The sequence below is a fragment of the Pseudochrobactrum algeriensis genome, assembly GCF_018436245.1.
Lineage (GTDB): Bacteria > Pseudomonadota > Alphaproteobacteria > Rhizobiales > Rhizobiaceae > Pseudochrobactrum > Pseudochrobactrum saccharolyticum.
In genome coordinates this window covers 3,194,119-3,214,091 of sequence record NZ_CP075361.1, presented here as the reverse complement: position 1 = coordinate 3,214,091, position 19,973 = coordinate 3,194,119, and the positions used below count along the sequence as shown (strand labels likewise).

At 51.7% G+C, this 19,973-nt stretch carries 21 protein-coding genes; 12 read left to right on the top strand and 9 right to left on the bottom strand.

Annotated elements, in window-relative coordinates; all coding sequences use genetic code 11:
- The first annotated feature begins 73 nt into the window (after positions 1 to 73).
- The 5 genes from hemC (at position 74) to KHQ09_RS16965 (ending at position 5,651) form a co-directional block, all read left to right on the top strand.
- Positions 74 to 1,003, top strand: a complete 930-nt coding sequence (gene hemC, locus KHQ09_RS16985) for a hydroxymethylbilane synthase (RefSeq protein ID WP_213599501.1) — start codon at positions 74 to 76, stop codon at positions 1,001 to 1,003.
- Positions 1,004 to 1,006: 3 nt separating this feature from the next.
- Positions 1,007 to 1,717, top strand: a complete 711-nt coding sequence (locus KHQ09_RS16980) for a uroporphyrinogen-III synthase (RefSeq protein ID WP_213599499.1) — start codon at positions 1,007 to 1,009, stop codon at positions 1,715 to 1,717.
- Between the two features lie 80 nt (positions 1,718 to 1,797).
- The gene (locus tag KHQ09_RS16975) at positions 1,798 to 3,186 is read left to right on the top strand and encodes a COG4223 family protein (RefSeq protein ID WP_213599497.1); all 1,389 of its coding nucleotides are present in this window, start codon (positions 1,798 to 1,800) and stop codon (positions 3,184 to 3,186) included.
- Positions 3,187 to 3,210: 24 nt separating this feature from the next.
- Positions 3,211 to 4,920, top strand: coding sequence for a heme biosynthesis protein HemY (locus KHQ09_RS16970; RefSeq protein ID WP_213599495.1), 1,710 nt, complete (start codon positions 3,211 to 3,213; stop codon positions 4,918 to 4,920).
- A gap of 194 nt (positions 4,921 to 5,114) precedes the next feature.
- A complete protein-coding gene (locus tag KHQ09_RS16965; RefSeq protein ID WP_022709665.1) occupies positions 5,115 to 5,651 on the top strand; it encodes a tellurite resistance TerB family protein in 537 nt (178 codons plus the stop codon).
- Positions 5,652 to 5,713: 62 nt separating this feature from the next.
- Here the strand turns inward: KHQ09_RS16965 and aqpZ are convergent, their stop codons facing one another.
- Positions 5,714 to 6,400: an aquaporin Z gene (gene aqpZ, locus KHQ09_RS16960; protein ID WP_028233318.1), complete on the bottom strand. Its 687-nt coding sequence runs from the start codon at positions 6,398 to 6,400 to the stop codon at positions 5,714 to 5,716.
- Positions 6,401 to 6,792: 392 nt separating this feature from the next.
- On the opposite strand from aqpZ, the gene KHQ09_RS16955 reads away from it, so the two are divergent.
- A complete protein-coding gene (locus KHQ09_RS16955) occupies positions 6,793 to 7,062 on the top strand; it encodes a hypothetical protein (RefSeq protein WP_075653856.1) in 270 nt (89 codons plus the stop codon).
- 69 nt (positions 7,063 to 7,131) lie between these two features.
- Positions 7,132 to 7,911 carry a class I SAM-dependent methyltransferase gene (locus KHQ09_RS16950; RefSeq protein ID WP_213599493.1) on the top strand — a complete coding sequence of 260 codons (780 nt, stop codon included), beginning with the start codon at positions 7,132 to 7,134 and terminating at the stop codon, positions 7,909 to 7,911.
- A gap of 22 nt (positions 7,912 to 7,933) precedes the next feature.
- Here KHQ09_RS16950 and metW read toward each other — a convergent pair whose 3' ends face one another.
- Both metW and metX read right to left on the bottom strand, forming a co-directional pair.
- Positions 7,934 to 8,605 carry a methionine biosynthesis protein MetW gene (gene metW, locus KHQ09_RS16945; RefSeq protein WP_213599490.1) on the bottom strand — a complete coding sequence of 224 codons (672 nt, stop codon included), beginning with the start codon at positions 8,603 to 8,605 and terminating at the stop codon, positions 7,934 to 7,936.
- Positions 8,606 to 8,609: 4 nt separating this feature from the next.
- The gene (gene metX / locus KHQ09_RS16940) at positions 8,610 to 9,791 is read right to left on the bottom strand and encodes a homoserine O-acetyltransferase MetX (protein WP_213599488.1); all 1,182 of its coding nucleotides are present in this window, start codon (positions 9,789 to 9,791) and stop codon (positions 8,610 to 8,612) included.
- 427 nt (positions 9,792 to 10,218) lie between these two features.
- Between metX and KHQ09_RS16935 the strand changes: the two genes are divergently transcribed.
- Positions 10,219 to 11,328, top strand: a complete 1,110-nt coding sequence (locus KHQ09_RS16935; RefSeq protein WP_213600074.1) for a pyridoxal phosphate-dependent aminotransferase — start codon at positions 10,219 to 10,221, stop codon at positions 11,326 to 11,328.
- 1 nt (position 11,329) lies between these two features.
- The gene (locus tag KHQ09_RS16930) at positions 11,330 to 12,259 is read left to right on the top strand and encodes a prephenate/arogenate dehydrogenase family protein (RefSeq protein ID WP_213599486.1); all 930 of its coding nucleotides are present in this window, start codon (positions 11,330 to 11,332) and stop codon (positions 12,257 to 12,259) included.
- A 172-nt stretch (positions 12,260 to 12,431) separates the two neighbouring features.
- Here KHQ09_RS16930 and KHQ09_RS16925 read toward each other — a convergent pair whose 3' ends face one another.
- On the bottom strand, positions 12,432 to 13,448 hold the full coding sequence (locus tag KHQ09_RS16925) for a DUF2125 domain-containing protein (RefSeq protein WP_213599484.1): 1,017 nt from the start codon (positions 13,446 to 13,448) through the stop codon (positions 12,432 to 12,434).
- Positions 13,449 to 13,760: 312 nt separating this feature from the next.
- Between KHQ09_RS16925 and KHQ09_RS16920 the strand changes: the two genes are divergently transcribed.
- Both KHQ09_RS16920 and KHQ09_RS16915 read left to right on the top strand, forming a co-directional pair.
- Entirely contained in the window at positions 13,761 to 14,300 is a 540-nt protein-coding gene (locus KHQ09_RS16920) for a gamma-glutamylcyclotransferase (protein WP_028233312.1), read from the top strand.
- Between the two features lie 161 nt (positions 14,301 to 14,461).
- Positions 14,462 to 14,755: a YggT family protein gene (locus KHQ09_RS16915; RefSeq protein ID WP_022709656.1), complete on the top strand. Its 294-nt coding sequence runs from the start codon at positions 14,462 to 14,464 to the stop codon at positions 14,753 to 14,755.
- Positions 14,756 to 14,843: 88 nt separating this feature from the next.
- Here KHQ09_RS16915 and ppa read toward each other — a convergent pair whose 3' ends face one another.
- The 5 genes from ppa to ftsE form a co-directional block, all read right to left on the bottom strand.
- The gene (gene ppa / locus KHQ09_RS16910) at positions 14,844 to 15,377 is read right to left on the bottom strand and encodes an inorganic diphosphatase (RefSeq protein WP_022709655.1); all 534 of its coding nucleotides are present in this window, start codon (positions 15,375 to 15,377) and stop codon (positions 14,844 to 14,846) included.
- Between the two features lie 112 nt (positions 15,378 to 15,489).
- Positions 15,490 to 16,299, bottom strand: coding sequence for a lysophospholipid acyltransferase family protein (locus KHQ09_RS16905; RefSeq protein ID WP_022709654.1), 810 nt, complete (start codon positions 16,297 to 16,299; stop codon positions 15,490 to 15,492).
- Positions 16,300 to 16,434: 135 nt separating this feature from the next.
- Positions 16,435 to 17,157: a YdcF family protein gene (locus KHQ09_RS16900; RefSeq protein ID WP_238481677.1), complete on the bottom strand. Its 723-nt coding sequence runs from the start codon at positions 17,155 to 17,157 to the stop codon at positions 16,435 to 16,437.
- A 123-nt stretch (positions 17,158 to 17,280) separates the two neighbouring features.
- Positions 17,281 to 18,276 (bottom strand): cell division protein FtsX, encoded by a 996-nt coding sequence (locus tag KHQ09_RS16895; RefSeq protein ID WP_022709652.1) that lies wholly within the window; start codon positions 18,274 to 18,276, stop codon positions 17,281 to 17,283.
- Positions 18,269 to 18,928 (bottom strand): cell division ATP-binding protein FtsE, encoded by a 660-nt coding sequence (gene ftsE, locus KHQ09_RS16890; RefSeq protein ID WP_033315839.1) that lies wholly within the window; start codon positions 18,926 to 18,928, stop codon positions 18,269 to 18,271. The genes KHQ09_RS16895 and ftsE overlap by 8 nt, the downstream gene beginning before the upstream one ends.
- 408 nt (positions 18,929 to 19,336) lie before the next feature.
- On the opposite strand from ftsE, the gene hpt reads away from it, so the two are divergent.
- Positions 19,337 to 19,882 carry a hypoxanthine phosphoribosyltransferase gene (hpt, locus tag KHQ09_RS16885; RefSeq protein WP_213599480.1) on the top strand — a complete coding sequence of 182 codons (546 nt, stop codon included), beginning with the start codon at positions 19,337 to 19,339 and terminating at the stop codon, positions 19,880 to 19,882.
- Positions 19,883 to 19,973: the final 91 nt, after the last annotated feature.

Genomic DNA, 19,973 nt, shown 5'->3' with positions numbered 1-19,973 from the left:
GTCATGAATTTGCCCCTGAGGTGAAAGGCAGTTAGAGAAGCCTTTGACATTCGCGTATCACGGACAGAGCCAGATGCAAACACCACGTTTAAAAATCGGAACACGTTCCAGCGCTTTAGCACTGGCACAGGCAGAGGAAACACGCGCACGCCTGATGGTTGCGCATGGTTTAAGCGAAACGGATGTTGAAATCGTGCCGATGTCCACACAGGGCGACCGTATTCAGGATCGTGCATTGTCGGAGATTGGTGGTAAAGGCCTGTTCACCCAAGAGATCGAAGATGCGCTTTTGCAGGGGCGTATTGATATTGCAGTGCATTCCTCCAAAGATATGCCGACGGTTTTGCCGGAGGGTTTGCATCTTTCCACTTATCTCGAACGCGAAGACCCGCGTGATGCTTTTGTTGGTAAAACCAGTGCAAAACTGACCGATCTGCCGCATGGGGCAACGGTCGGCTCATCCAGTCTGCGTCGTCAGGCGCAAATCCGGCATATCCGTCCTGATCTCAATGTTATTATTTTCCGTGGCAATGTGAATTCCCGCCTGCGCAAGCTCGATGAAGGTCAGGTTGATGGTACATTTCTCGCTTTTGCAGGGCTGAAGCGCCTCGGGCTTGAGCATGTGGTGACTGAGCTGATGGATACCGAGCGGTTTTTGCCTGCGCCGGGACAGGGGGCGATCACCATTGAAAGCCGTGTGAATGATGCACGTGTCGATGCACTGCTCAAGCCGCTCAATCATGAAGAAACATTTATCCGTCTGACTTGCGAACGCGCATTTCTGGCGCAGCTTGACGGTTCCTGCCGCACGCCGATTGCCGGTCTGGCGGAAGTTAAAGACGGGTATTTGCATTTCTCCGGTATGATTTTGACACCGGACGGTTCACGTCTGCATCGCGTTTTCATTGATGGTGCTGCAGCAGATGCGGCGGCGTTGGGCAAGGAAGCTGCCGAGCGGATCCGTGCAGAAGCCGGTGCTGACTTCTTCACCAGCTGGGCTTGAAACATGCGCAGGGTTCTGGTTACACGCCCGCAACCGGATGCAGCTTTAACCGCCGCTAAACTTGAAGCGGCAGGTTATCAGCCGGTTTGTCTGCCGGTGAGTGAAACTGTGGCGACGGGCGCATCATTGCCGCTGGGCAGTTTTGATGCCGTTGCTGTGACCAGCGCCAATGCCTTGCGCCATATCAATCCTGATTTACTGGCACCTTACCGGCATTTGCAGCTTTATGCGGTGGGTGAAAAAACGGCATCTGTAGCGCGGGATGCGGGCTTTGAGACAATCTATGCCGGTGATGGCTGGGGGCTGCATCTGGGGCGCCATGTGGCAGCTGTTATGCCAACGGGCAGCCATGTGCTTTATATGACCGGCAAAATCCGGAGGCCGGATTTTGAGGCGCAATTGTCTGCTGCTGGTATCAATCTGACGGTTGCTGAGACCTATGATACCCGCCCTGTTGCCTATAGTGATGCCGAGCTGAACCGGATTGCTGATACCGGCAGGGCAGAGGTGATTTTGCTCTATTCCGCTGTCGCTGCCAGACAGTTTGTTGCACTGGACAAGCAGGCAAAGGGGGCTTTTATCAAAGGCGCGAAATATATTTTTTGTCTTTCGCAGCGGATTGCTGCAGAATTACCAGATAATTGCAGTGCACAGGTACGTATCAGTGAAACGCCGGATGAGGATGCTTTATTACGCTTGCTGGCATTGATCTGACGAAAATATGCAACCATTTGTTCAATTTCGTCATTTAGGTTGCATCTGAAGTTTAAAATACAGATTTTGCGAGAGGGCTCATGGCTAAATCCACAGTGTCACGTCATAGCAAGACCACCCGTAAACCGGTGGTGATTGATCTTGATCCGTCTGATGTGAAAGCTGTTGAGGCATCCGCTGCAAAATCTGCGGGTAAAACTGTGCCGGATGCAGAGCCGGTGGGTGATCCGAAACCAGCGATAAAACCCTCTGTGTCGCCTGCGCCGAAATCTGAAGCCGAAGCGAAACCTGCAACCTCGGTTCCGCCGCAGAACACATCCCGACCGGCTTCTTCCGCCGGTGTTTCCGGCCCTAATCCTTTTGCATCAGGAAAAACCATGAATTCTGCCAGTAGTTCCGCACCGCAGACGAAAAAAACAACTTCGCCCTGGATTGCCGGACTGGCGGGTGGTGTGATTGTTCTGCTGGGCACGACCGCACTGCAGTGGGCGGGGCTGGGTCTGTTTCCGGCACAGACCAGCAATCGTGATGAGGCGGCAATTGCAGAAATCGCAGATCTGAAACAGCAGATTGCCGGTTTGCAGGCCGCAACCAAACCGGATACGGATTTACTGACACGTCTGGAAGCTGCAGAGAAAAATGCTGCAGAAGCTCAGCAACGCCTGAATGCACTGCCGCAGGCCAGTGAAACACCAACCGGAAATGATGAGGCGATCCGTGCCGATATGACAGCTTTGCAGGAGCAACTGAAGGCACTGGCAGGGCAGGCGCAGCCTGCGGATAGCGCGCTGGTGAATGGTCTGATCGAGCGCTTGAATGCGATGGAAACAAAACTCAATACGATCGGTTCTCAGGCAGAACAGGCCAGTGCCGCATTAAATACCGATACGGACGAGGTCAAAGCGCTGCAACAGCAATTGGGTGCTTTGCAGACGAAGATTGATGCGCAGGCCACGCAGCCGGATATGGCGGCGATTATTGCGGCTAATGCTTTGAAATCCGCGATTGATCGCGGCGGTTCTTATCTGAATGAATTGCAGACCTATAAATCATTGCTGCCGGAGCAGACAGGTTCTGTTGCCGCGCTTGAGGCGCAGGCGGAAACCGGTATTCCGACACTAAGCCACCTGAACACTCAATTTGCATCATTGGCTGATGATATGGTGGCCGCAGTTAACAAGCCTGCAGCAGATGCCGGTATCTGGGATCAGCTGGTGGGCAGTGCAAAAAATCTGGTACGGTCACGGCCAATCGGTGATGTCGCCGGTTCCGGTGTCGGGCCGGTGACTGCCCGTATTGAATTTGCTTTGCAGAATGGTGACGTGCAGCGGGCTATGACCGAATGGGCGCAATTGCCGGAAGCCGCCAAACAGGTTGGCCAGAGCTTTTATAATGCATTGAATGCACGGCGCGATGCGGATGCATTGCTGGCACAGTTGATTGCTGTAACAGCACAGCCTGCGCAATAAGCGAAACAGGAAAGGGAGAACGGTATGATACGGGTAATCCTGTTTCTTGTTGTAGTCGCATTGCTGGGGCTGGGGTTTGGCTGGCTGGCGGATCGTCCCGGTGATCTGGTGTTCACTTTTGCCGGAGAGCGGCACAATATTTCCCTGATGACCGCCGCCAGTATGGTTGTGGCCGCTATTGCCTGTGCCATGCTGTTGTGGTGGATCGTCAAAAATCTTATTCGCTCGCCTTATATTTTGCAGCGTCATTTTCGCGCCCGCAAACGCGACCGTGGCTATCAGTCACTCTCAACCGGCCTGATTGCTGCCGGTGCCGGTGATGCCGAAGCGGCGCGTCGTATGAGTAAACAGGCGTCCAAATTGCTGAGCGTGGATCAGGAGCCGCTGATCCGGCTGCTTGATGCGCAAACCGCATTGCTGGAAGGGCGCAAAGATGATGTGCGCCGTTATTTTGAAGAAATGATTGCCGATCCTGAAACCAAATTGCTGGGTTTGCGGGGATTATATCTCGAGGCCAGCCGCGAAGGCGTACAGGAAGCAGCCTACCAATATGCGCAGGAAGCCAGTACGATGGCACCGCAGCTGGAATGGGCGTCGAATGCAGTGCTCGGACATAAGGTTTTGCAGGGCGATGTTACCGGTGCATTGCGGGTGCTGGAGGCACGCAAAGCGGTTATTCCTTATGGCAAAGACGGTAAAGCTGCCCGTGAGACATTGAAGCGCAACCGTGCGGTTTTGCTGACGGCACAGGCGATGGACAGTTTTGAAACGGATGCTGTGGCTTCCCGCGAGGCAGCGAATGAGGCGTTCAAGCTGGAACCGGAACTGATACCGGCTGCATTGATTGCTGCGCGTTGCTTGCTGCGTGACGGTAGTATCCGCAAGGGTAATCGGATTCTTGAAGCGGCATGGAAACGCGAGCCGCATCCTGAGATTGCCGAAGCCTATATTCACGGACGCGCCGGAGATACGGCGCTTGACCGGCTGAAAAAAGCGCGCCAACTCGCAAGTCTGCGCAGTCACCATGCGGAATCGGTTTTGATTGTTGCGCGGGCTGCGCTGGATGCCGGAGAGCTGACACTGGCACGGGAAAATGCCGAAGCTGCATTGAAGCTTAATCCGCGTGAAAGCGCTTATTTGCTGATGGCTGATATTGAAGAAGCGCAGACAGGCGATCAGGGGCGCGTGCGTGAATGGCTTGCACGGGCTGTCAAAGCGCCGCGCGATCCGGCATGGACGGCTGACGGTATTGTTTCTGACCATTGGGCGCCGGCCTCGCCGGTGACAGGCCGTCTGAACGCATTTGAATGGAAGGTGCCGTTTACGGAAATAGCTGCGGATACGTCTCCGGTTCTCGATGATGACAGTTTGAAAGAGCCGTTTTTACCCGTCACTTATTCGCGTGCGGAAGAGGCTGAGACGTCAAACATGCCTGCCGTGAAGGAGCCGGTCTTTGCCGATGATCCTGATGATGCGGAAACTATGCCTCTTGTTGCGGATAAAACTAAAGCTGCTCCGAAGAAAACGGAACCGCAGGACAATAATCTGCGCAATGCCAAAGTAACTATTCTCACTGAGACGGGCGATAATCCTGCGGTACAGGCCGCAAAGGATTCGCAGCCTGATAGTTCCGACGCTGCGAAGGATAAGCATAGTCTGATTGTTGATGATCCGGGTGTGGCGGCAGAACATGATGTGCCGATACGCAAGGAAGGGACGTTCCGGCTGTTTTAATACTGCGTCCGGTCGGGTTTACAGAGTGAATTCCGTTAATTCCGTTGCAAAACAGTATTTTTGTTGCAGCTTGGTGACTCTGAGAAAGATTAGAAGATACTTGTAAGACAAAACATGTCTGTATGCTTGGCATCCTTCCGGATGCTGGTCTATGTGTAAGACCTGTCAAAGGCTGTATAAGCACTGGAGCATGTATGTTTGAGCGTCTGATCAGTTTTTTCAAAGAATTGCCGGGTTTTGATCCCTCGAAGAAAAAACAAACATTCTCTGATGAAGATCCACGTCTGGCCGCTGCTGCATTGATGTTTCATGTCATTGAAGCGGATGGTGAGCAGCACGAAAAAGAGCGCAAACGTCTGTCGGATTTGCTGTCGCAGGCCTATGATTTGCAGGGCGATGACTTGCAGGCTTTGATTAAAGCGGCAGAAGTTGCGGATCAGGAATCGATTGATCTTTATCGTTTCACCAGTGTTTTGAAACGTCATCTGGATGTGCCGGCTCGTTTGAGCTTTATCGAGGTGCTGTGGGAAATGGTCTATGCCGATGGTGATGTCGGCGAAATCGAAGATAATATTATGTGGCGTATTGCCGAGCTGATCGGTGTGGATCAGGAGCAGCGCATCGGGATTAAATTACGGGTCGCTGAGCGTGCCCGTTCAATGCGCGATGCCTTGGCTTCGATATCCATGGCTGAAGAGCAGACCAATGCCGAGGCCGAAAAGGCTGAATAAAAGCAGCGGATTTGAAAGAGTGAAGGCCGTCATTGACGGCCTTTTTTATTTGTTGCGGTCAATCAGTCTTTCGCGAGAAGACCTTTCCAGATGATTGCGCCGATAGCGGCACCGATCAGCGGAGCAACCCAGAACAACCAGAGCTGGCTGATGGCAGCTGTATCTGCGAACAGGGCTGCAGCTGTGGAGCGGGCCGGATTGACGGATGTATTGGTCACCGGAATTGAAATCAGGTGGATCAGTGTCAGACCGAGACCAATCGCGATTGGTGCAAAACCGGCCGGTGCCCGTGATGAGGTGGAGCCGAGAATAATAATCAGGAAGAAGGCAGTCAGCACGACTTCAATGGCAAGGGCTGCCCCAAGGCTATATTTGCCTGGTGAAAGATCGCCGTAGCCGTTGGAAGCGAAGCCGCCAGCGCTGAAATCAGCTTTACCGCTGGCAATAAAATACAGAATTGCAGCAGCAATAATGCCGCCGACCAGCTGTGCAATCCAGTAGGGAATGAGGTCTTTAGCCTCAAAGCGCCCGCCCAGAGTAAGGCCGAGAGTGACAGCCGGATTGAAATGTCCGCCCGAAATACCACCGACAGCATAGGCCATTGTCAGAACAGTCAGACCGAATGCCAGCGCGACACCGGCAAAGCCGATACCCAGTTCCGGAAAGGCTGCAGCGAGAACGGCGCTGCCGCAACCGCCGAAGACCAGCCAGAAGGTGCCAAAACACTCTGCCGACAATTTATTCATCATGGAAGGCGTATCTTGCATGTTAATCCCCGTAGACGATTGAACAAAAATGAAATCTGCACGGAACTTATATTGCCCGCCGAATATGGACAGATTTGTCAGGATTGAACAGTCTTTTTTTGAACACAATTGGTGTAAATATTTGTCTTACAAAGAAATATTCTGTCTTATATTATAATTATTATAAAATAGGCGCAGATGTCAGGCCGAGGATAAGCAACTATCCTGTTATTAACCGGTAGCAACAGACGGCTGATTGCAGGATTGTGGCGGTTTTCATTTTTTCGGGCTGTTATGGTGTTTTAAAGTGTTGTACCGTCTTGGGAATTCATGAGCGGTTTCGACGCTTTATAAGGTTTCGGGATAATATTAACGGTTTCCGGAGTACCGGCTTGATGTCTAGGTTCGAGCGCCGACTGGCTTTTAATTTCAAACTGTTCTGTTTGCCTTTGGCTGCTGTACTGGCAGGTTGCACAGGGACTGCAACGGCATGGACTGAAAAAGTCACGATTGAACAGGTTGAACTGCCAAAAGAATGCGCCGGATGGCAAAAGATTAATATGAAACAGCGTGCTTATTACATGCTGATGCGTGATGATCCTGCGCTGATTATGGAAATTGATTCCCATAATCTTAAGGGTAAAAATCTTGGTTGCTGGCAATAGCCATATGCCGGTGTGACATGGCAGCTTCATTGAAACATGCAGGGCTGCTCAATTGATTCAGGGTAAATGATGCATCTGGATATTATAGAGTTGCAGTCATTTTATTCGACAGCATTGGGCAAACTGGCTGCTTCGGTTATTACTTCAGCACTGGATCCTTTATGGCTATCAATGCCGCAGGAGCGGCTTGTCGGGATCGGCTATACGCTGCCTTATCTGGATCATTTTGCATCACAGGCAGAGCGTGCATTTGCTTTTATGCCTGCACGGCAGGGCGCAACCGGCTGGCCGCATGGCGAGGCGCTGAGCACGGCGCTGGTCTATGATGAGGAACTGCCTTTGCCGGATAGTTCTGTAGACCGCATCTTACTGGTACATACGCTTGAATTTTCTGAAAGCAGCGCGGAAACGCTGAAAGAAATGTGGCGTGTCTTATCACCGAACGGGCAGTTGATCGTCGTGGTGCCGAACCGTCGTGGTGTCTGGGCGCGTATGGAACATACGCCTTTCGGTAGCGGACGCCCCTTCAGTCGCGGGCAGTTATTGCAGGCTTTCAGAGAAGCTAATTTCACACCGGGAAAAGTGGTCAATGCGCTGCATGTGCCGCCGACACGCTGGCGTTGGCTGCAGCAATCATCCGGCCTGATAGAAACGGTCGGAACCCGTCTCTGGCCGTTGTTTGGCGGGGTGGTGATCGGGGAGGCGCATAAGCGCCTCTATCAGGGACTGCCGGTGCTGAAGCGTGCTTCACGCCGTGTTTTCGTGCCGGTGCTGACACCGCAGGGGACAGCACGGCAGCAGCCGGTGAAGGTGAAAATTCACGATCACCGTGAGCGCTCCGGTCAATAAACCGGATTTAAGAAATTATGCTCTAGCGTTTAAGCAGAAAAACAGCCTGCTGGCCAAGCAGGTTCCACATGCCCCATGGCAGGCTGAACGGCATGCGCTCACCATTACGGTTCAGTGCCACAGCATCTTCAACTGTTGCGCCGACCTCTTTGGTCATATCGACAAAATCGCGGATGGTGCAGAAGTGAATATTGGGCGTATCATACCAGCTGAATGGCAGTTCTTTGGTTACCGGCATCCGTCCGCGAAACAGCAATGAGCCGCGTACCCGCCAGTAACCGAAATTCGGAATGGAAACGATGGCGCGTTCGCCGATACGCAATAATTCGCTGAGAACCTTTTTCGGATTGAGCGTGGCCTGCAAAGTCTGCGACAGGATCACATAATCGAAGCTGGAATCGGGGTAATAGACCAGATCACGGTCAGCATCACCTTGTATCACCGACAATCCGCGCATCAGGCACTGGTTCACACCGCTTTGCGACAATTCCACGCCGCGTCCGTCTACATTGCGGCTGTCGCGCAGCAATTGCAGCAATTCACCATCACTGCAGCCGACATCCAGAACCCGTGTTCCGGGGCGCACCAGTGAGGCGATAATATCAAAATCAACACGGTTATGGATATGCAGGTTTTCGGTATTTTCAGCTGCGAAAAATGTCGCGTCGCCTGAACCGGCCTTGGTATCAGTCATCGGATTACAGACCTTTCGCACGGGCTGCGGAGCGGATGAAACCGTCAATGGTTGAGAAAAGAACCGGTTCATCCAGCAGGAAAGCATCGTGACCGCGGTCGGTTTCGATTTCAACGAATGAAACGGACGCCCCTGCAGCATTCAGTGCATGGACAACGAGACGGCTTTCGGATGTCGGAAACAACCAGTCGCTGGAGAAGGATGCAACGAAAAAGCGGGTTTTGGTGCCGGAAAAAGCCGAAGCCAGCAAGCCGTTATGTTCCGCTGCCATGTCGAAATAATCCATGGCACGGGTCAGATAGAGATAGGAATTGGCGTCAAAACGGTCAACGAAGCTGTTACCCTGATGGCGCAAATAGCTCTCAATCTGGAAATCAGCTTCAAAACCGAAGGTAATATTGGTGCGATCCTGCAGATTGCGTCCGAATTTACGGTGCAGTGCGGCTTCCGACAAATAGGTGATATGCGCTGCCATACGCGCAACCGACAGGCCTTTGCGCGGAACGGAGTCCGATTGCGTGAGATATTGACCGTTGAGCCACAGCGGATCGGCCATGACCGCCTGACGGCCAACCTCGTTAAAGGCGATATTTTGCGCTGACAAACGCGCGCCGCTGGCCAGAACCACAGCCGAGAAAACTTTGTCCGGATAACTTGATGCCCATTGCAGCACCTGCATGCCGCCAACGGAGCCGCCGACAACAGCCAGAAGCTGTTCAATACCGAAATGCTCTACCAGCATCGCCTGTGCCCGCACCATATCACCGATGGTGATAATCGGCAGATCAAGTGCATAAGGTTTGCCGGTTGCCGGATTAATGGATGCAGGGCCAGTTGAGCCCATGCAGCTGCCGATAACATTGGAACAGAGCACAAAATAGCGGTCAGTATCAATCGGCTTGCCGGGGCCGACAAGCGAAGTCCACCAGCCGTCTTTACCGGTGAGCGGATTGGTACTGGCAACATGCTGATCGCCGGTCAGGGCATGGCAGATCAGGATGGCATTGCTCTTATCGGCATTGAGTGTGCCATAGGACTGATAAGCGAGCTGAAACGGGCTCAGAACGGAACCGCTGTCGAGCTGGAGCGGTTTGTCTTCACCAAAATACACCACAGGACTGTTCGGCTGAACAGCTTCCTGATTGCGGCTGTCTGATAGGGCGGCAGTTTCAGCTGATATCGTCATAAAACATGTCTGCGTCAGAGCATTTTCCGGTCTGTTTGCAACAAACCCAATGCTCTAATTCCCTGATTTTACGCATAATCCTCTCCGAAAGCCGATTTGTTTTTCGGAATTATGCGTTAGAATTTGTCCGGTGACCGGAACTGGATGCGGATATGCAGGCAATTTCTGCCTGTTTTGCGCATTTTTGACTAGCCGGCCGCGTTGATGATTTCAGATATTTTTATCTGAAACTACTGCGATCTAGGGGCTAGAGGGGTTTAAAGTCAAGGTTTCTCTCGACTTGTTCTGCGATGCGGTTTATGCCGCTAAAGTCATTCGGTTTCAGCGGGAATATTTCGCTGGTCACAGACCGGCAAATGTTACTGCAATGCTGTTTCCGTACATAATCTCTATCAACAATACAGGCTCTTAATATTGGATAAGAATGATGAACGATTTCGCGAAAGCTCAACGCCCGACACCTAAAGCCGGCGTCATGGATATTGCTGCTTATGTTCCTGGCAAAGCCACCGTTCACGGTGTTGCCAAAGTGCACAAGCTGTCTGCCAATGAAAGCCCGCTGGGTGCAAGCCCGTATGCTGTTGAAGCCTATCGTGCAACCGATCATTATCTGAGCTCTTATCCGGACGGCGAAGTCATTGCGCTGCGTCAGGCTATTGCGGAAACGCAAGGCCTGAATATTGAGAATATTCTCTGCGGCAACGGTTCGGATGAATTGCTCGGCCTGTTGTGCCAGACCTATCTGGCACCGGGCGATGAAGCGATTTTTACCGATCACGGCTTTCTGGTCTATAAAATCCAGACATTGGCGGCCGGTGCAAAACCGGTGATCGTGAAAGAAAATGATACGGTGATTGATGTGGATGCGGTACTTGCTGCGGTCACAGACAAGACCAAGGTTGTTTTCATCACCAATCCGGGCAATCCGACCGGTACTTATGTCCCGTTTGAGGAAGTGAAGCGCCTGCATGCCGGTCTGCCGCCGCATGTTCTGCTGGTGCTGGATGCGGCCTATGCGGAATATGTGCGCAAGAATGATTATGATGCCGGTGTGGCGCTGGTCTCTGCGAGCGACAATGTGGTGATGACCCGCACATTCTCGAAGATTCACGGCCTGCCTGCGCTGCGTATCGGCTGGATGTATGCACCATTGCATGTCACAGACGCGGTGAACCGTGTGCGCGGACCTTTCAACATGAACAGCGCGGCGATTGCTGCCGGTACTGCGGCGATCCGCGACCGCGATCATGTGCAGAAAGCCTGTGCGTTCAATGCGGAATGGGCGCAGTGGCTGACAGACGAGTTCACCAAGCTCGGTCTGAAGGTTACGCCATCGGTCACCAATTTCCTGCTGGTGCATTTCCCTGACACACAGAACAAGTCTGCTGCCAAAGCTGATGAATATCTGCAGTCCAAGGGATATATTCTGCGTCGCGTGACATCCTATGGCTTCCCTGAAGCCCTGCGGATGAGCATCGGCTCGGAAGAAGCCAATCGCGGCGTGATTGCCGCTCTCACAGAATTTTTGAAGTCTTGATATGTCTGATATTCATTTTAATAAAATTGCGCTGATCGGTATTGGTCTGATCGGCTCGTCGCTGGCTCGTGTCATCCGCCGCGAAGGGCTGGCCGGTCATATTGCTATTGCTACTCGCAGTCCTGAAACGCTGAAACGCGCGGAAGAACTGGGGTTGGGTGACAGCTACACAACGGATAATGCTGAAGTTGTCCGCGATGCTGATCTGGTGATTGTCTCTGTGCCTGTTGGCTCTTCCGGTTTGGTTGCCAGCCAGATTGCCGGCAGCCTCAAAGCCGGTGCGATTGTCACCGATGTGGGCTCTACAAAAGGCTCGGTGATTGCGCAGATGCAACCGGAATTGCCGGATCATGTGCATTTCATTCCGGGGCACCCGATTGCTGGTACCGAATATTCAGGGCCGGATGCAGGGTTTGCTGATCTGTTTATCAACCGATGGTGCATTCTCACACCGCTGCCGGATACGGATGCAGATGCGCTGGCAAAGCTCAATGCGTTTTGGGAAGCCTGCGGTTCCAAGACAGACCAGATGGATCCACAGCATCATGATCTGGTGCTGGCGATTGTTTCGCATCTGCCGCATATCATCGCTTATAATATTGTCGGCACGGCCAATGATCTGGAGAAGGTAACGGAGTCGGAAGTGATTAAATATTCCGCTTCCGGTTTCCGTGACTTTACCCGTCTTGCGGCATCTGATCCGACAATGTGGCGCGATGTTTGCCTGCATAATAAGGATGCTATTCTGGAAATGCTGGGACGTTTCTCGGAAGATCTGGCCTCATTGCAGCGGGCAATCCGCTGGAGTGACGGCGATGCCTTGTTTGACCTGTTTACGCGAACCCGCGCAATCCGCCGTGGCATTATTGATGCCGGTCAGGAAGTGGATGCACCGAACTTTGGCCGTGAAGCTGCAAGCAAGCAAAAGTAATATGCGAAGCTGCACGTTTGAGTGATGTTATATGAAAATAAAAACCCGTCATTTCGGCGGGTTTTTTATTAAAGCATTTCACAGTCAAGTTGGATCAACTTGACGTCGGGATAATGCGACAGACTAAGGAATCTAGAGCGAACACTGCGATCCAACATGAACGTAAACCGCTCTAGAGCAGTGGTAATCGTCCCAGCGGGATAAAGCCGGCGCTGATTTTGCCTTCTTTGATGACAACCGGAACAATTGTTGCTCCTGTCTCATCTTTCGGCATGGAACCGAGTGCAAAAACCACTGTATTGATATTTTTAGCCTGATTAGGAAAGGCAGCTTGCAATGTCTGGCCGATTGCCGGAGCATTGGTCAGACGGATTTTCAGATCCGCATTGGCCAGACCTTCGCTGTCGACTGCAAGCGGGCCGCTGATGCTGATGCTGGCGCCGGAAGGCAGCAGAAACAGCATCTGATTAAGCTGCAAGGATTTTCCGCGCAGCAGACTGCCGCTTTCATCCGGCTCTTTGAAGGCTGCGAGGCTTGCCGGAGAGGTGATATCAATCAGACCGTCGAGCTCTGGCAGGGCAGCCAGAGATTTGTCGCCGGTAAGGCGTAGATCATCAAAGGTCATTTTAGCCTGAAGCGGCTCTTCAAGACTGTTGAGATCAAATTGCAGGCCGAGGAGGGAAAGTGTTGCCGGTGCAGCCGCATTTTCAGCGGTCACAGTTTGCACGCGCAGATTATCGGCACTGAGGCTGATATTCTGTGGTGAGCGGCCGTCAATGCGCGCAGATGCTTTGAGATTATCCCAATCTGCTTTCAACGGGTCAGCGCCGGACATGGCAAGTGCCGCAGGGCCGGTGAGCTGTGTCTGCACCGTGCGGAAAGAGAACAGGGAAGCACCGACATTTACAGCGCTGGTTGCTGCATTCAGCGTCTGATCTTTGTCACGGAAGTTAAAGCCGGAACAACTGATATACATGGAGAAGGGGTAGCCGCGTGCCGAGAGGGACTGACATTCCAGCGTTTCGCCCTGACCGGCAGTATTGGCTAGCTCAGTGCGAACGCGGTCTTTGGCCATGGAAGCGAGATAAAACCAGCCCGCCGTGTATAAAATGACGATGACCAGAGCAAAGAGAATGCCCCATGTCATGCGTTTTGAGCTTTGCGGGTTAGGACGCGATTTAGCTACCATAGCTATGCCTCTCAGATTTCAAAGGGCATTCTGCTGACAGGGCAGAAGAACTCTTCTATAATCTTTTTATTCACAATGCCGCGTTGACAACACATCATGCGGTATTGTTTTGCAGATAAAAGTCATTCGGCGGTACATTTTTCTACACAAAATCATGCCGGAAAAATGTTTGCCTGTTGGGAAATGCAGGGCACAGGGTGTAAACTATATGCCTGTGCATTCTATGCATTATATGAATTTGGCGAGACAAGCAAAAGCAAACAAATGACCCCAATGGATAGTTCACACACGGATTTCGTGTTCCAGAATAATGTGGCTGATTCCGGTTCTGACTTCTGGGTCTTCGGTTACGGGTCACTGATGTGGCGGCCGGGTTTTGACAGTGCCGAGAATATTCCGGCGCTGCTGACAGGCTTCAGCCGGTCTTTATGCATCTATTCTCATGTTTATCGCGGCACACCTGAATTGCCGGGGCTGGTGCTGGGTCTGAACAGCGGCGGTTTCTGCCACGGGCAGGCATTTCGCGTGACGGCAGACAACAGACTGCCGGTGATGAACTATCTGCGTGAACGCGAACAGATCAGCGGTGTTTATGTGGAAAAATGGCTGACGGTTGAGCTGGCAGACGGCCGTGATGTCGAAGCGCTGGTCTATGTGGCTGATCCTTTACATAAACAATATGCAGGCGGTCTCAGCGCTGAGGATATGGCTTTGCTTGTCCGGCGCGCCAGTGGTCAGGCCGGACCAAACCGCGATTATGTTGCCAATACTGCCCGTCATTTGCAGGCAATGGATATCTGGGATGAGCGGCTGGAAGCTGTTTTAAAGCTGCTGGATAATCATACAGACTGACAGGATTGGCAGTTTTACCCGATCTTTGCCTGTCTTTGACAGACTTTTTCCGGTCTGTGATCTTGTGAATAGCAAGAGCGCTGTTTAAATGTGTCTCAACCTTTGCCCGTGCTGATTGAAGTGCCGGTGCAATGAACAGTCCGACTGAGTAGGAGACATTTATGCTCGCAATTTTGCGCACCGTTGATCTGGCGCTGGATATTTATACCTGGATCATCATTGCCAGTGCGGTGTTTTCCTGGCTGTATGCTTTTAACGTGGTCAATTCCCGCAACCGCTTTGTCGCCTCGATCGGTGAGTTTCTCTACAAGGTGACAGAACCGGCACTGCGCCCGATCCGTAAAATTTTGCCGGATCTCGGCGGTATTGATATTTCGCCGATTGTTCTGCTGCTGGCGATCTTCTTTATCCGCCAGTTCATGTGGACGACATTGGCTCCGATGTTGTTGAGCTAATCAGTTATAAAAAAACCCGCTTGAAAGCGGGTTTTTTATTATCTGTGATTGAAAATCCGGCCACTTGGGAGACTGGCCAGTTTTTCAGTTATTTCGCATTTTTAGCGCGTTCGATCGCTTCAACGATGAATTTACGTGCGTAATCTTCATCGCCCCAGTCGCCGATCTTTACCCATTTGCCTGGCTCCAGATCTTTGTAATGTTCGAAGAAATGAGCAATCTGCTGCAGAGTGATTTCCGGCAGATCAGTGTAGTTATGAACTTTTTCATAACGACGGGTCAGCTTTGGTGACGGCACGGCAATGATTTTCTCATCTTTGCCGGCATTGTCTTCCATCACCAGAACGCCGATCGGGCGAACATTGATCACGCAGCCCGGAATCAGCGGACGGGTGTTGCAAACCAGAACGTCAATCGGGTCGCCATCTTCCGACAGAGTGTGCGGAACAAAGCCGTAATTGCCCGGATAGGTCATTGGTGTGTAGAGAAAACGGTCGACGATCAGAGCGCCGGCGCTTTTGTCCATCTCGTATTTGATCGGATGACCACCGACCGGTACTTCGATAATGACGTTAACGTCTTCAGGAGGGTTGGAGCCGATGGAAATGGCATCGATATTCATGGGCGTGTCCTTTCATTTGGCGTTCTGATATCGGTTTTCGTGAAACCGTGCAACAAAAACGCAATTTCAGATAAAGCGGCTTATTGTCATGTTCGTGAAATTCTGAGCGCTGTTATGCCTTTGTTTCAGCCTCATTGCGCTGCGCCTGCAATTCTGCGAGGCGGGCTTTGGCTGTCGGCGGCATAGGCGGCGCATTTTTATCCTGTGAGGCCTGTACCAGAAATTCGTCACAAGCTGTTTCTGTGGCTTCAATCAGACGCTGCAAAAAGACTTCCTTATCCAGACCCGCTTCAATCGGTGGCAGAATACGGCAACGGATGGTGCCGGGATAGCGAAGGAACTTACGGCGCGGCCAGTACAGACCGGCATTATGGGCAATCGGCACGACTGGCAGACCGAGATTGGCATAGAGATGGACGACACCATATTTATAAGCCGGCGGCGCACCGGGTGCGCGACGTGTGCCCTCCGGATAGATCATGATCTGGCGTCCGTCAGCAATGGCTTCCTGCGTGCCGCCGGAAATGGAATGCAAAGCCTTGATCCCCGTACCGCGATCGACTGGGATCATTTTCATTTTCTTCAGATACCAGCCGAATAGCGGAATACGCATCAGGTCGCGTTTGAGAATATAAACCGGATCGGGCGTGTAAGACAAAAACGCATAAACATCCCAGAAAGACTGGTGTTTTGGTGCGCAAATATAGGCGCCTTCCGGCAGGTTTTCCGCCCCTTCGACCACAAAATCGGTGCCGACAATATATTTTTGCAGAAACAGATTGGAACGTGCCCAGAATTTAGGGACGATCCATGCTTTTTTGCGCGGCAAAATCAGAGTGAGCGGTAAAAACAGGATCATCTGTATGATCAGACTGATATAGAAAGCCAGATTAAACAGCACTGACCGGATGACTATTATCATATCTTGTATCAGCCTTTTAATACGTGCATGACAGGTAAAATAGCTCGATTTTAAACAGAGCGGTTCTTCAAATAGAAGAAAAATCAGTGCTTATCAATTCCGGACATCATCGCGTATCGATCAGCAGCTTGTGTTTTAATCATTTTGACTGAGACTGATATGCGCAAGAGCGCCAATATATTTGACATATTCGGTAAATAACACGCGCAGCGTATCGCCCTGACGCATCCAGTTATTGTTTTTCAGATCGCTGTTAATGACCGGATAGGGCAGGAGTTCGACATTACCGACCTGCCGCGACAATTCCAGAATTGAGCGCGGAATGTGATAATTATTGGTTACAATGAATATGCGCTTGTAATTATGCTGTTTAATCCATTTGGCGCTTTCAACCGCATTGCCGATTGTATTGAGCGCCGAACGGTCAAGATCTACGCAGCAGGAAAACAAAGCCGGATCTGTTCTGGTAACCCGTTGCAAAGCCTCACGTTTGGTAGACGGATGAACGCCGCTAATCAGCAGTCGTTCGCCGCGTTTCTCTGCCAGCAGTTCCAATGCGACTTCAATACGGGATTTCCCGCCGGTCAACACGATAATCGCATCGGCTTTCTGATCAGCAGGCGGTGCCTGTAAATTGCTGACATGCTCGCTGAAAATGACAAAGCCGATGCCGAGAGCGACGATCAGCGAGAACAAGACAACGGCGACAGGCGGAATGCGTCTGCGCAGACGCTTCAGCCAATGACGAATAAAGCCGTCTTTAGCGACATGCACGGATGCTTCGCGGCCGGTTGTTTCTGCCGGTCGCTCGCCATTCTGCCGGTTTTGTTCCGCAGTGTCTGAAGCATTGTTTTGCACATGCATTGCCGTTTGGCCTGTTCATTTTCTTGTATCAGCGCAGATTGCTGTAACCTGCGCAAATCAGTCTTATAGTATAGAGCAGACAGGACAGCGGAGGAAACTGCTTTGTCCGCTGACTGCCTAATCTTTGCTGCCGCTGATACTGTCCATATCTTTGAGCTGCCGGATCACGGTCAGACGGCTGGTCAGCATTGTGAGAATGCTGACAATGATAATTGTGGCAGCAATGCCGATATAGCCTTCGCGTCCGATGGCAAAACTGCCAAACAAAGCTGCGGCCTGATCGCCTTCCGGCGTTGCCAGATTGCGGCTGGTCCACCAGGAAACAATCAAAAATACCAGCAAGGCCGCCGCGCCGCCGTAACAGGCACCTTTGAGTGCTGTACGGAAGAAATGCCATTCAAATTCACGGGCAACAAAGCGGGCTTCAGCACCGATAAAATGCAGCACTTCAATAATATGGCTGTTTCCGGCCATCGCGCCACGCGTGGCAAAAATCACTGTCAGCACAGTGGCAGATAGCATTAAGAATAAGACGCCCATACCGATCAGTACGGTTGTGTGCGCCATGGACACCAGACGATCCACCCATGTGCGGTGATCATCAAAACTGGCACCGGGAATATTCTTCTGCAATTCCGAGCGTAGAGTTTCAAAATCCGGCGGATTTTGCTCGTCAATTGTCACCACCACGAGGCGCGGCACCGGCAATTCATCAATATCCAGACCTGTACCGAGCCATGGTTCCAGCAGGCGTGCTGTAGCTGCACGGTCAACAATATTGGTGCCTGTGACACCGGCAAAACCGGATGCAATCTGACTGGCCTGCGCAAGGGCAGCTTCCATATCCTGTCCGTCGACCGGCCGGATCTGGATTGTTGCTTCCCGTGAAATCTGGCTCTGCCATTGGGCTGCTGATGCGCGCACCAGACTAACCCCGCCAATAGTGATGCAGGCGAGAAAGGTCATGATTGCGATAACGGTAATCAGCGTAGTGCCGGAAACACTGACCGGCGGTACAATCGGCGTTGGTCCGCGTTTTTCCCGTTTGCGCTTACCCAGCAGTTCGAGAAAAATCCCGTGATAATGATCAATCGTTGCACGCAGGTCAGCCATAAATATCCAGCCTTCCCTGATCGAGAATCATACGGCGCGCATCTACCTGATCCATCAATGTCAGATCATGGGTGGCGATAATCACTGCAGTGCCGGAACGGTTAAGTTCCGCGAATAAGCGCAACAGGCGGCGTGCCAGCGGCGGATCCACATTACCGGTCGGCTCATCGGCCAGCAGAATTTCCGGTTGGTCAATCAGCGCTCGGGCAATGGCGGCACGTTGTTTTTCACCGCCGGACAGAACCGGAGGCAGCACATGCATACGATCACCGAGACCAACCCACTGCATCAGTTCCTGTACTTCATGGCGGTAGGTTGCTTCTTCCTTGCCGCGAACACGCAATGGCAATGAAACATTCTCATAGGTCGTCATATGGTCGAGCAGGCGAAAATCCTGAAAGACGATGCCGATGCGGCGGCGCAGCAGCGGAATTTCACTGCGCTGCATTGTGGAGATGTCTTTGCCGAAAATGGTAATCAGGCCGCGTGTCGGTTTCAGCGCCATGAAAAGCAGACGCATCAGCGATGTTTTACCGGCACCCGACGGGCCGGTCAGAAACTGAAAGGAGCGCGGCGGAATATGAAAGGAAACATCCCGCAGGATTTCCGATCCCATGCCGTACCGTAATCCTACATTTTCAAAGCGAATCACTGATTATTTTCCCGATGTTTTTTGCCGGTTTTCTTATGGTTGCCGAACATTGACCCTTGTGGTTAATCTCGCGTTAATCTGCATGCAAGTTTGGCATTTTGAGGTTGAAAAAAGAATAGAAATTTTACGGCGCTTTGTGCACAGACCTGCTGTGTGTAACCGGTTAAAACGCAGATTTGATGCGGAACAGGCGTAAATAATGTAAAACTGCCCTTTCAGCAAAAGCCGTAGTACTGTAACAGCTACTTTTTTCTTGCCGGAGATATTTCGGTTCAAGCAGTTTCAGGAAAAGTGGGAACCGCCTCGGCGGGGAAAACAATTCACCGGATTGTTTTCTTTTCCCGCTTCGATCCGTTAGAAACTGCGTAATATAAAATCCTAGTGCGGATTAAGACCGGAGACGTGTTTATGCCTTATGTAGGTGGCAGAAATCTTGAAATTCTGTTCAGTGCGGAGCAGATTGCAGAACGCAATCGTGAACTGGCACAAAAAATTGCCGAGCGTAAGCTGGAACGGCCACTGGCAGTTTCTATCCTCAAAGGCTCATTCATTTTTGCGGCAGACCTGATCCGCGCCATGCATGATGCCGGTGTTGAGCCGGATGTGGAATTCATCACTGTCTCCAGCTATGGCGCAGGCACAAAAGGCGGCGAGATCCGTCTGGTGCGTGATATCGACAGCGATGTTGATGGCCGCGATATTCTGCTGATTGACGATATTCTTGAATCCGGCAAAACACTGAATTTTGTGCGTGAACTGATGATGTCACGCGGCGCACGCAGTGTGAGCATTGCCGTGCTGCTGGACAAGCCGGGTCACCGTAAGCTTGATCTTTATGCGGATTTCACAGCTTTTGAATGTCCGGATTATTTCGTTGTCGGCTATGGCATGGATGTGGCGCATTCTTTCCGCCAGCTGCCTTATGTCGGCCGCGTTATGGATGAGCAGGAATAAGCTTCCGACCATTCGCTGAATTTAAAAAGCCGCTCATGATTCTGAGCGGCTTTTTTATGAAATAGAGCGGTTCCAGTTAAGTCTGAATTTT